This is a genomic window from Aliicoccus persicus (assembly GCF_900110815.1).
GTDB classification, from domain to species: Bacteria; Bacillota; Bacilli; order Staphylococcales; family Salinicoccaceae; genus Aliicoccus; species Aliicoccus persicus.
In genome coordinates this window covers 64,518-76,682 of the sequence record NZ_FOIT01000002.1, presented here as the reverse complement: position 1 = coordinate 76,682, position 12,165 = coordinate 64,518, and the positions used below count along the sequence as shown (strand labels likewise).

The following is a 12,165-nucleotide window of genomic DNA, read 5'->3' as shown; positions in this document are numbered from 1 at the left end:
ATTATTCGTCAGAATCCCCAGATTCATCTAAATCCCCTGGTTCATCCAGTTCATCCGTTCCATCGGATTCTAAGTCTTCTTCGACTTCGTCGATTTCTGTTTCTAGTGCGACATCTGAGTCTTCCAATCCACCATGGCCGACAATGTCGCCAGTGCCATCAGCACCACTGCCTGCGGCATCATCTGATTCTGTTTCTTTTTCTACTTCTTTTAATTCTTCTTCAACATCTTTAACTGTCGTGACTGTTGCGACGTGTTGATCATCTAGTAAACGGATCAAACGTACACCTTGTGTTGCACGGCCTGTCACGGAAATGTCTTCGACCAATAAGCGAATGATGACGCCGTGATCCGTCACGATCATCAAGTCTTCATCACCTAAAACGGCACCGATGTACACTAACTTACCGTTGCGTTCTGTTAATGTAGCAGTTTTCACTCCGCGGCCACCACGGCGTGAAATGCGGTACTGTTCTTCTGGTGTAATTTTACCGTAACCTTTGTCTGTGATGACTAAAATATCTTTTTCTTCTGTCAACACATCAAGACCGACAACTTCATCTCCTTCTCGTAATCTGATACCACGAATACCTGCAGCTGTACGGCCCATTATACGGATCTCATTTTCGTTGAATCGCGTTAATAACCCGTTATTCGTACCGAGAATCACATCTTTCGTGCCGTCCGTCAGTCTAACAGCAAGTAGCTCATCATCATCTCTGAAATTAATCGCGATTTTACCATTTTTATTGATGCGTTCGAATTCTTTTAATCGTGTGCGTTTGACGACACCGTTTTTCGTCGCAAAGAATAATGTTTGGTCTTCAATCGTATTATCCTTCACAGAGATCATCGTTGAGATTTTTTCATCCTTATCAATTTCAAGCATATTAACAATTGGAATACCTTTAGATTGGCGGCTGAGTTCTGGAATCTCATAACCTTTAAGTCGATAAACGCGTCCTTTATTCGTAAAGAACAAGATAAAATCATGCGTCGACATTGAGACAATCTGTGAAACGAAGTCATCTTCAACTGTATTCATTCCTTGAACACCACGTCCACCGCGATTTTGCGCACGGTACGTATCGGATGGCAAGCGTTTGATGTAGTTGTTATGCGACAGCGTAACAACGATTGCTTCTTCAGGAATTAAATCCTCATCTTCAATATCCATCACAGACCCCATAACGATTTCGGTACGACGCTCATCGCCATACTTATCGCGAATATCAATCAATTCTTCACGGATGACTTCAAGTAATCTCTCTTCATCCGCTAAAATTGCTTTTAGTTCTTCAATCAACTTCATAAGCTCATTATATTCTTCTTGAATTTTATCGCGTTCTAAACCTGTTAATCGACGCAGACGCATATCCAAGATTGCTTGTGCTTGGCGTTCTGATAAGTCGAACTTTTCCATCAAGCCTTCTTTTGCTTCTTGGTCGTTCGCACTCGCACGAATCAACGCAATGATCTCATCGATATTATCGAGTGCGATCATTAATCCTTCTAAAATATGTGCGCGATCTTGTGCACGTTTTAACTCAAACGCTGTACGACGACGCAACACGACTTTCTGATGTTCTAAGTAATGATATAGCGTATCTCTTAATCCAAGCACACGCGGTTGGCCATCAACAAGTGCCAACATGTTTACACCAAAGGATGTTTGCAATGGTGTTAATTTATATAAGTTATTTAAAATGACGTTTGCATTTTTATCGGCACGAAGCTCGATGATGATCTTAACGCCTTCTTTAAGTGATGTTTCGTCTCGAAGATCCGTAATACCTTCGATTTTCTTATCGCGTGCGAGCTCATAAATTTTCTCAACGAGCTTCGCTTTGTTCACCTGGTAAGGAATTTCAGTAATTTTGATGCGTTCCTTTCCTTTGCCCATGTCTTCAATTTCACAACGCGCACGCATCAAAATTGCGCCGCGTCCTGTTTCATATGCTTTTCTGATTCCAGATTTTCCGACAATTAAACCAGCAGTCGGGAAGTCTGGTCCTTTTACATGTTCCATTAATTCAGCAGTCGTAATTTCAGGATTTTTAGAAAAATCGAGCACTGCATTGATGACTTCTGTTAAGTTATGCGGTGGAATATTTGTCGCCATACCGACTGCAATACCACTTGAACCATTGACGAGTAAGTTCGGGAAACGCGCCGGTAAAACGACAGGCTCGCGCTCATTTCCATCATAGTTATCCGTAAAATCAATCGTATCTTTGTTAATATCACGCATTAATTCCATTGAGATTTTACTCATTTTTGCTTCGGTGTAACGCATCGCTGCAGCACCGTCGCCATCCATTGAACCAAAGTTACCTTGGCCTTCAACGAGCGGGTAGCGATAGCTGAATGGTTGAGCCATACGTACCATCGCATCATAGATTGAAGAGTCACCGTGCGGGTGATATTTACCCATGACATCTCCGACGATACGTGCAGATTTTTTAAATGGCTTATCCGATGTCATACCATTGTCGTGCATACCGTACAAAATACGACGGTGAACGGGTTTCATACCGTCACGAACGTCAGGTAATGCACGTGATACGATAACACTCATCGCATAATCTAAAAACGATGTTCGCATTTCCTTAGAAATGTTTATCTGTGGATAATTTTCCATATTTTCACTCACTGTTATTACCCTCCTGTTCTAAACGTCTAAGTTTTGTACGTATTTTGCATTTTCTTCGATAAAGTTCTTACGTGGCTCAACGACATCACCCATCAACATTTCAAATGTTTGGTCCGCTTCTACTGCATCGATTAACGATACTTGGAGAAGCGTACGATTTTCAGGATCCATTGTCGTCTCCCAAAGCTGATGGTCGTTCATCTCACCCAAACCTTTATAGCGTGAGAGTTCGAATTTCTGATTCATGTTTAATTCTGTACGCTTTAAATTTTCAAACGCTTCGTCATTATACAAATAGTATTCTTTTTTACCTTGAACGACCTTGTACAAAGGTGGTTGCGCAACATACACATAGCCCGCTTCAAGCAACGGCTTCATAAAACGGTAGAAGAATGTTAACAACAGTGTACGAATATGCGCACCGTCGACATCCGCATCCGTCATAATAATAATCTTATGATAGCGCGCTTTCTCTAAGTTAAACTCTTCACCGATACCCGTGCCAAGCGCCGTGATCATCGAGCGAATTTCATTGTTCGATAGAATTTTATCGAGACGTGATTTTTCAACGTTTAAGATTTTACCACGCAGCGGTAATATCGCTTGACGTGTAGAATCTCGACCTGATTTAGCTGAACCACCGGCTGAGTCACCCTCAACGATGAACAGTTCGCTTTCCTCAGGATTTTTACTCGAACAATCCGCAAGTTTACCAGGCAAATTAGAAATTTCTAAGCCGGATTTACGACGCGTTACTTCACGTGCTTTCTTCGCTGCGAGTCGCGCGCGTTGCGCTGTAATCCCTTTTTCAACGATGATGCGTGCCACGCTCGGGTTCTCGAGTAAGAAACGCTCAAAGTGCTCGGTGAAAAGATGATCCGTAATCAAGCGTACTTCCGTATTACCAAGTTTTGACTTTGTCTGGCCTTCGAACTGAGGGTTCGTATGTTTAATCGATAAAACGACCGTAATTCCTTCACGTATATCTTCACCAATTAAACGATCTTCAGTATTTTTAATTATTTTGTTAGAAACGGCATAGTTGTTAATCACTTTTGTCAGCGCACGCTTGAATCCATCCTCGTGCGTACCGCCTTCGATTGTATTGATATTGTTGGCATAAGATAGCAATGTTTCGTTATATCCTCGGTTGTATTGCAGTGCGATTTCAACTTCGATTTCATCGCGTTCATCATGCATATAGATGACTTCTTCGTGAAGCACATCTTTGTTTTCATTGATTTGCTCAACGTATGACTTAATACCACCCTCGAAGTAGTAGTTAAATTCAACGTTTTCTTCACCGCGTTCGTCGATTAAATTTAGTGCTAAAGCCTTGTTTAAAAATGCCATCTCTTTGATGCGTTTTTGTAAAATTTCAGTTTCATATTCCGTCGTGTCAGTAAATATTTGGTCATCGGCTTTAAAACGAATCTCCGTCCCGTTTTTATCTGTGTCACCGATGACTTTTAGATCAAATTCTGGAATTCCGCGTGAATAAGCCTGATGGTATATTTTGCCATTTTTATGCACGTACACTTCAAGATGTTCACTCAGTGCGTTAACAACAGATGAACCAACACCGTGTAGACCTCCTGATACTTTGTATCCACCACCACCGAATTTACCACCGGCATGCAGTACAGTTAAAATAACTTCAACTGCAGGACGTCCCATCTTTTCGTGGTTATCTACTGGAATACCACGACCGTTATCCGTCACTTTGATCCAGTTATCTTTTTCAATCGTAATATCGATGCGGCTCGCATGACCGGCAAGTGCTTCGTCTACACTATTATCGACAATTTCCCATACCAAATGGTGTAATCCACGAGAACCTGTCGAACCGATATACATCCCCGGACGCTTACGAACGGCTTCAAGACCTTCTAATACTTGTATCTGTTCAGCACCATATTGTATTTCTTGATTTTGACCCATAATTATCACCTTTCATCATTCACTGTTCCATCGATTATCGTAAAGGTTTCCATATCTTCTAATATGTCATGCGATATATCACTGATGGACGGTGTTGTTACGAACGTTTGAACTCGATTTTTTATGGTTGACAAAAGCATCGTCTGACGCGATTCATCAAGTTCACTTAACACATCATCTAAAAGTAGTATCGGATATTCACCCGTTTCTTGATAGATGAGCTCAATCTCTGCGAGTTTCACTGAAAGCGCAGTCGTTCTCTGTTGACCTTGTGATCCATAAGTCCCAACATTTTTTCCATTGATAAAAAATATCACATCATCACGATGCGGACCAACGAGCGTTTGCATCCGTTCGATTTCCTTATCGATGTAGTCATCAAAAACTGATTTAATCGTCGTTTTTAAATCTTCATTGTCATCGATTTTAATATTCGCGTTGTAAGCAATTGAAAGCATCTCTTTATGATTTGAAATATCACGGTGAATTTCAGCTGCAAATGTTTCAATCATTCTGATAAAAGACGATCGTTTTGCCATAATTACGCTTGCATGCTCGCTGAGTTGACTGTTCAATACATCAATCATTACTGGGTCCACTTGACGTTCTTTAAGATAGTGGTTTTTTTGAATGAGCAGTTTCTGATATTGACTAAGTGCATTCAAATATACTTTTGAAATTTGTCCACATTCTACATTTAAAAATTTTCGTCTCACCTGTGGAGATCCCTTTACAATGCTTAAATCTTCTGGCGCAAATAATACGACGTTTAAATGCCCAATAAATTCGCTGAGCTTTGCCACCTCAAGGTGGTTTACTTTCGCACGTTTTCCTTGTTTCGAAATACTGATCGATAATGGGAACGATTGATTTGAAGTACGAACGATACCATTGATATAGCTCTCGTCCGTATCAAACATCATCAATTCGCGATCCTTCGATGTTCGATGACTCTTTGCGAGTGCCAATACGTATATTGCTTCAAGCAGATTCGTCTTACCTTGTGCATTGTTGCCAAGAAAGATGTTTAACTTTGGATGAAAATGAATGTTTAACGACTCATAATTTCTAAATTGATGCACATTCAGTGATTCTAAGATCATGCATCATACTCAATTTTATATAAACCATGTTCACCGAGGTCGAGTTCATCTCCGTGAAAGAGCTTTTTACCCCGACGATTTTCTGGTTCATTATTTAATAGAACAGGCATTTCTCTTAAGAAAATTTTTGCCTCACCACCGCTGCCGATAATTCCTTCATGCTTTAGAAATTGTCCGAGTGTAATTTGACTATTAAAACGAATCGTTTTCATACTCATTTTCTTACCTCCTTAAAAACTTACTCCCTTATTATACTATAAAATGGGGTAAAATTCACGAGAAAGCGATATATACAGCTTATTTTGAACATATACGATAAAAAAGGTGAATCCACATGAAAATAAAAAAGCGACTGAGAACGCTAAATTTTAAATAATTTAGACTCAATCGCTTTTTATCGTTTGAAATTTTGAATTAGTATGTGCGAATCGGAACGATCAATTGTGTAATTTCATCAGATTCAATCGGCGTGATGATGAATGGACGAATTTCACCAGAGAATTGAACAGATACTTCATCATCTTGAATAGATTTCAGCGCATCCAGCATGTATTTCGCATGGAATGCAATTTTGAAATCGTTACCTTCTAAGTTGTTCACATTGACATCCTCATCTGCAAAACCGATCTCAGCAGATTGTGATGACACGCGAACTTGGCCGTCTTGCACAATCAATTTAACCGCTTGGTTCGAGCGTGATTCTCTTGCTAGTAAAGAGACACGGTCAATCGCATGATAAAACTCCTGTTTTGAAACTGTGAATGATGTTTCAAAATTCGTTGGAATGAAACGTGAAGTATCTGGATACTTACCTTCGATCAAACGTGAGATCAGGCGAATGTTACGATACGTGAACAACACTTGGTTTTGTGAGAAGTACACTTCAACAGTCTCATCGCTATCCGCAATAATTTTGTTTAACTCAATCAATGATTTCCCAGGAATAACTGCTGTTAATTCACCGAGTGAATAACTGCTATCTTCTAATTTACGGAAAGATAATCTGTGAGAATCTGTTGCAGTAAAGTTTAATCCATCTTCATGAGATTCTAAATGCACACCTGTAAGCACAGGACGTGTTTCTGAAGTCGATACTGCAAAAACAGTATGATTGATAATATTTTTTAATATCGATGCAGGGAAAGTTACGGCATTTTCATTATTTACATCTGGGAGTAAAGGATATTGATTGGCATCATATGTTTGTAAATCATATTTAGATTTTCCTGATGAGATCGTCGTTGTATTGCCACTTGTACTTTCAATGTGAACGAAATCTCCATCTAATTTTTTAATAATCTCTACGAAGAATCTACCGAGAATAACAACTGCACCTGTCTGGTGAATTTCTAAAATTTCTTCATTATCAATTTCTGTTGGTATTGTAATCTCAATAGAAATTTCAGAATTGCTACTGACAAGAATTAATTCATCTTCTGTTACTTCGAGTTTGATACCATGCAAAATCGGTGTTGTTGTTGTCGGTGAGATTGCTTTTAAAGAATGATTTAACTGGTCGATAAAATACTGTCGATTGATGCTAATTTTCATCATTTCTTCTCCTTATATATATAAATTAATAAATAAAAAATCGTAGTAATAGTATTAGGGCCTGTGTAACCTGTGGATAACAGCATTAACGCTTGGTTACAGTTGATGCGTAGGCTGTGTATATCTTGTTAATAACAGTGTACCATTTATCCACATTATTCACAGTATCATTATAGCTATTCGATGTTCAATTTTTTCTCGATTGCTTTAATATCTTCAGCGAATGCTGCATCATTTTCAATCAAGTCACTGATCTTTGCTGACGCATGCAGCACTGTTGAATGATCGCGACCACCGAATTCCTCTCCGATTTTAGGAAGCGATTTATCCGTATGATAACGCGTTAAATACATCGCAATCTGGCGTGGAAATGCAATGGATTTTGTGCGTTTTTTTGAATTGAAGTCTTCCATGCGAATGCCATACTGATCCGCGACAACTTTCTTAATATCATTGACAGTAATCGCTGTCTTCTTCTCTTGATTCACCAAATCTTTTAACACGTTTGATACCATGTCAGGTGTCAATACTTCATTGTTTAGTTTCGAGTATGCTGCAACGCGTGTCAGCGCACCTTCCAGTTCACGAATATTGGTCTGGATATGGTTTGCGATATAAATCATCGTGTCATTTGGAATATCAACATTTTCAGTCTCACATTTTTTCTTTAATATCGCGAGGCGTGTTTCCAAATCCGGTGGTGTAATATCTGTGATTAATCCCCAGTTAAAGCGACTTTCTAAACGGTCTTGTAACCCTTCGATTTGCTTTGGCGTACGGTCGCTAGAAATAACAATCTGCTTATTATTTTGGTGCAGCTCATTGAACGTGTTGAAAAATTCTTCTTGTGTTTGCTCTTTATTTGTTAGGAATTGAATATCATCAATGAGCAATACATCGACATTGCGATATTTCTCTCTAAATTCTTCTGGTTTGTTATCGCGAATTGAACTGATGAAGTCATTCGTAAATTTTTCACTCGTAATGTAGACAACTTTTGCATTCGGTCGCTTTTCCAGCACATAGTTTCCGATCGAGTGCATCAAATGGGTCTTCCCAAGACCAACACCACCATAGATAAAGAGCGGGTTATACGCTTTTCCAGGCTGTTCAGCGACAGCGAGTGACGCTGCATGCGAAAATCTGTTGCCGCTACCGATGACGAACGATTCGAAATTATTCTCATCATTTAAGTTACTTGTGTTGATAAAGCGATCGATATCTTCGAGTTCCTCTTTACGCGCTTGATCGGCTTGTTTGACAGCAGCGTTTACATCACCATTATTTCCGACGAACTGAATCGATGGTCGCTCACCAAATGTTGAGTAAAACGCATCTTCTACAACATCGGAATAGTTATCTTCCAACCATTTACGTTTGAATTCATATTCTGCTTTGATGATCGCTTTATCTTTATTAAAATCGAGTAGTGAACTACCTTCAAACCACATAAATGAAGCGCTGCCGACTTCTTGTTCAATTGATTTTAAAACTTGTTCCCAAATTTGTTCTATACCTTCCATATGAAAGTATCCTCACTTCCCACAGGTCATATTTATGTTATGCACATGTCTTAATAACATTTATTTTATTATCCACATGCTGTGAATTTAATCGTGGATATTTTATGATTATAAACGGGTGATTGTGGATAAGAAATTGAAATAAAATCCGATAATCACGTGTTTTTCAAATATCATATGTAATTATTATAGTTATCCACAATTTCTTAGTCAACAGCTGTGAATATGTGAATAACTTCATAAAAAACTGTGAATTTCTTTTAAATTTCTAAAAAGTTATCCACATTTTATCACGAATAACTACTTATCCACAACAAAACTTATATTCTCCAAAATTTTAGTTGAAAAGTGTTTATCATTTTGGTAGACTTTAATAGTTACAATTTTAGATGATGCCAATCGGGCAAATAATAATGGAGGTGGAATCATGGTAAAACGCACATATCAACCAAATAAACGTAAACATTCTAAAGTGCACGGCTTCCGTAAAAGAATGAGCACAAAAAATGGCCGTCACGTATTAGCACGCCGCAGAAGAAGAGGCAGAAAAGTATTATCAGCATAGTACATGAAGATCATCTAATCACAGATGGTCTTTTTTTGTGCGCTCTTATTTTCAATAAACATCAGAGTTTTGTATAATATAGACTATCATAATAAAGGTGAGTAAGAACCTACATGAAAAAGAAGTATCGTATTAAAAGAGACTATGATTTTACAATGGTGTTCAAACGTGGAAAATCTTTTGCCAATCGTCAATTCGTCGTATATTTCAAAGATAACCCAGATACAGGACATTTGAGACTCGGTATCAGTGTATCGAAAAAACTTGGAAATGCAGTAAAGCGTAACAAGATAAAACGCCGCATTCGCGCTTTTTTTCAAAAATATCAGGACGAACTTAAACCACGTGAGTACATTGTGATCGCCAGACATCCTGTCAGCGATATGGACTACCATGAAATTGAAAAGTCTTTAATCCATGTATTAAAAATTGCAAAGTGTATGAATAACAGGAGGTAGTTCAAATGTATAAAGTGTTTGTGGGCAGTTCTGTTGATGAAGCGATTAACAATGGTTTATCATCGTTAAATGTGACTGAAGATGATGTCAAAATCGATGTGCTTGAAAGTGGAAGTAGTGGATTTTTAGGATTCGGTAAAAAATATGCGGAAGTTCAACTCACAGTCATTAATCCAGAGTTGAAAGCGTACGGTTCAATCGATGCATTGCTAAATGGTGAACATGTGAAGAAAGCGAGTAAAGAACCAGCAGCTGAAGTACCAGTTAAAGAAGAGACAGAAGAAGTAGAACCTGAGGAAAGTGTTCACACATCGACCGATAAACATATCGAAGATGAAGTTTCACCGGTTGAAGCAGAAACTTTAGCACATGAAGAAGCCAAAGTGATGCATGAAGAATCAAAAGACGAAGATACTAAAACTGAAGATGCAGTCAATCACGTTCAAGAAGCAGATGAAGCGTATCAAGCTGAAGAAGTTGTTAGCGAAAGCGATGCAGGTGACGACATCATGCACGCAGCAAAATTAACAGAGCAATATATTTCTAATGTTGTTGCTAAGATGGATATTCCTAACACGACGGAAATTTCAATTGATCGCAATGAAGTGACGATTACGTTTGAAGCAGAGAAGAGTGCAAAAATTATCGGTAAGCGCGGTTCAACATTGAACGCGTTACAAGAGCTTGCACATACGTACTTTAATGGCCACTACAAACATTTCGGTCTCGTCTTTTTAGATGTTGAGAATTATCGTGCCAAGCGCAAAGAAATTTTAGAAAACTTAGCGATCAATATGTCGAAAAAAGCGATTTGTACGAATCAGCCTGTGAAGTTAGAGCCAATGCCTTCTTTCGAAAGAAAGATTATGCATAACGTTTTAACAGACATTCACAACATCGAGACATATTCTGAAGGTCAAGACCCAAACCGTTATATCGTCATTACGAAAAGTTAATTTAAATTTTATAAATAGAAAGGGGGTGCGCACATGCAGCTCGAGACTATTACAAGTATTTCAACACCAAATGGTGAAGGTGCCATCGGTATCGTTCGATTATCTGGCATCGATGCACTAGCAATTGCAGACGTGTTATACCGTGGGAAAAAGCAGTTAGCTGAAGTCGATTCACACACGATAAACTACGGACACATCGTTGATCCTACTACTGATGAAGTGATTGAAGAAGTTATGGTTGCAGTGATGCGTGCTCCGAGAACATATACGCGTGAAGATATCGTTGAGATCAACTGTCACGGTGGTATTCATACGATCAATCGTGTGTTGCAACTGACATTAAATCATGGCGCACGACTTGCTGAGCCCGGTGAATTTACGAAGCGTGCATTTTTAAATGGCCGTATCGATTTATCTCAGGCAGAAAGTGTCATGGACTTTATCCGTGCGAAGACAACGCAGGCTTCAAAAGTCGCTGCAGGTCAAATGCAAGGGCGTTTAAAATCCTATATTGAAGATTTAAGGCAACGTATATTAAATATATTGGCGCAAGTCGAAGTCAATATCGATTATCCAGAATACGACGATGTCGAAGAAGCCACAACAGCATTTTTATTGGATGAAGCGAAGAAGGTACTTGTGGATATTGACGACTTGTTAAAAGATGCGTCCCAGGGCCGTATTTTACGAGAAGGTTTACCGACTGCGATCGTTGGGAAGCCAAACGTCGGTAAAAGTTCATTGCTGAACTATTTAGTCCAAGATAACAAAGCAATCGTGACAGAAATTGCTGGAACGACGCGAGATATATTAGAAGAATACGTCAATGTTGGTGGGATTCCGCTGAAACTCATCGATACGGCAGGTATACGTGATACGGATGATATCGTCGAAAAAATAGGTGTTGAGAGAAGTCGCGCAGCAATTGGTAGCGCGGCATTAATTCTTTATGTGATGAATTATAACGACACGTTATCAACTGATGATATAGAAATTTTAGAATCATTAGCGCGTGACGATCGACAAGTCATCATTGTGTTGAACAAGACGGATTTAGAGCAGAATATGGATCTTGAAGCGCTGCAGTCTTACGGTATGCCAATCGTTGAAACGAGTATTTTGCATGAAGCGGGCCTAAAGCAGTTAGAGGATGAAATTGCACAATTATTTTTCAGTGGTACCGTGGAAAATGCAGATTCAACGTATGTGTCGAACAATCGCCACATTCATTTACTCGAACAAAGTCGCAGTGCAATTGGGGATGCTATCAGAAGTGCAGAGATGGATGTACCCATTGACATTGTGCAAATCGATTTAGTGAAAACTTGGGAATTACTTGGTGAAGTGATTGGTGAAGATGTCAGTGAACAGCTGATCGACCAACTCTTTAGCCAGTTCTGCCTCGGTAAGTAAAG

Annotated in this window: 10 protein-coding genes; 4 read left to right on the top strand and 6 right to left on the bottom strand. The window is 39.1% G+C overall.

All coding sequences use genetic code 11. The features are described 5' to 3' along the window. Position 1: 1 nt before the first annotated feature. The 6 genes from gyrA to dnaA all read right to left on the bottom strand — a co-directional run bounded on the left by gyrA (position 2) and on the right by dnaA (position 8,771). Complete coding sequence (gene gyrA / locus BMW30_RS04010; protein WP_091474613.1) at positions 2–2,641, bottom strand: DNA gyrase subunit A; 2,640 nt, start codon at positions 2,639–2,641, stop codon at positions 2–4. A 30-nt stretch (positions 2,642–2,671) separates the two neighbouring features. Then, the gene (gyrB, locus tag BMW30_RS04005) at positions 2,672–4,594 is read right to left on the bottom strand and encodes a DNA topoisomerase (ATP-hydrolyzing) subunit B (protein WP_091474162.1); all 1,923 of its coding nucleotides are present in this window, start codon (positions 4,592–4,594) and stop codon (positions 2,672–2,674) included. A gap of 5 nt (positions 4,595–4,599) precedes the next feature. Then, positions 4,600–5,697 (bottom strand): DNA replication/repair protein RecF, encoded by a 1,098-nt coding sequence (recF, locus tag BMW30_RS04000; RefSeq protein WP_091474161.1) that lies wholly within the window; start codon positions 5,695–5,697, stop codon positions 4,600–4,602. Further along, complete coding sequence (locus BMW30_RS03995; protein ID WP_377910497.1) at positions 5,694–5,915, bottom strand: RNA-binding S4 domain-containing protein; 222 nt, start codon at positions 5,913–5,915, stop codon at positions 5,694–5,696. The genes recF and BMW30_RS03995 overlap by 4 nt, the downstream gene beginning before the upstream one ends. A 196-nt stretch (positions 5,916–6,111) precedes the next feature. Continuing rightward, positions 6,112–7,251, bottom strand: coding sequence for a DNA polymerase III subunit beta (gene dnaN / locus BMW30_RS03990; RefSeq protein ID WP_245705625.1), 1,140 nt, complete (start codon positions 7,249–7,251; stop codon positions 6,112–6,114). A gap of 173 nt (positions 7,252–7,424) precedes the next feature. Further along, complete coding sequence (dnaA, locus tag BMW30_RS03985) at positions 7,425–8,771, bottom strand: chromosomal replication initiator protein DnaA (protein ID WP_091474159.1); 1,347 nt, start codon at positions 8,769–8,771, stop codon at positions 7,425–7,427. Between the two features lie 427 nt (positions 8,772–9,198). Between dnaA and rpmH the strand changes: the two genes are divergently transcribed. From rpmH to mnmE, 4 genes are all read left to right on the top strand, one after another. Next, complete coding sequence (gene rpmH, locus BMW30_RS03980) at positions 9,199–9,336, top strand: 50S ribosomal protein L34 (protein ID WP_091474158.1); 138 nt, start codon at positions 9,199–9,201, stop codon at positions 9,334–9,336. 113 nt (positions 9,337–9,449) lie between these two features. Continuing rightward, entirely contained in the window at positions 9,450–9,794 is a 345-nt protein-coding gene (gene rnpA / locus BMW30_RS03975; protein WP_091474157.1) for a ribonuclease P protein component, read from the top strand. Between the two features lie 5 nt (positions 9,795–9,799). After that, positions 9,800–10,750 carry an RNA-binding cell elongation regulator Jag/EloR gene (jag, locus tag BMW30_RS03970; RefSeq protein WP_091474156.1) on the top strand — a complete coding sequence of 317 codons (951 nt, stop codon included), beginning with the start codon at positions 9,800–9,802 and terminating at the stop codon, positions 10,748–10,750. Positions 10,751–10,783: 33 nt separating this feature from the next. Beyond that, on the top strand, positions 10,784–12,163 hold the full coding sequence (gene mnmE / locus BMW30_RS03965; RefSeq protein WP_091474154.1) for a tRNA uridine-5-carboxymethylaminomethyl(34) synthesis GTPase MnmE: 1,380 nt from the start codon (positions 10,784–10,786) through the stop codon (positions 12,161–12,163). Positions 12,164–12,165: the final 2 nt, after the last annotated feature.

Excerpts from the sequence above, each read along its gene's own strand:
- rpmH (WP_091474158.1), top strand. The coding sequence starts at position 9,199 with ATGGTAAAACGCACATATCAACCAAATAAACGTAAACATTCTAAAGTG.
- gyrA (WP_091474613.1), bottom strand. The coding sequence starts at position 2,641 with ATGGAAAATTATCCACAGATAAACATTTCTAAGGAAATGCGAACATCG.
- recF (WP_091474161.1), bottom strand. The coding sequence starts at position 5,697 with ATGATCTTAGAATCACTGAATGTGCATCAATTTAGAAATTATGAGTCG.
- dnaN (WP_245705625.1), bottom strand. The coding sequence starts at position 7,251 with ATGATGAAAATTAGCATCAATCGACAGTATTTTATCGACCAGTTAAAT.
- mnmE (WP_091474154.1), top strand. The coding sequence starts at position 10,784 with ATGCAGCTCGAGACTATTACAAGTATTTCAACACCAAATGGTGAAGGT.
- jag (WP_091474156.1), top strand. The coding sequence starts at position 9,800 with ATGTATAAAGTGTTTGTGGGCAGTTCTGTTGATGAAGCGATTAACAAT.
- rnpA (WP_091474157.1), top strand. The coding sequence starts at position 9,450 with ATGAAAAAGAAGTATCGTATTAAAAGAGACTATGATTTTACAATGGTG.
- gyrB (WP_091474162.1), bottom strand. The coding sequence starts at position 4,594 with ATGGGTCAAAATCAAGAAATACAATATGGTGCTGAACAGATACAAGTA.
- dnaA (WP_091474159.1), bottom strand. The coding sequence starts at position 8,771 with ATGGAAGGTATAGAACAAATTTGGGAACAAGTTTTAAAATCAATTGAA.
- BMW30_RS03995 (WP_377910497.1), bottom strand. The coding sequence starts at position 5,915 with ATGAGTATGAAAACGATTCGTTTTAATAGTCAAATTACACTCGGACAA.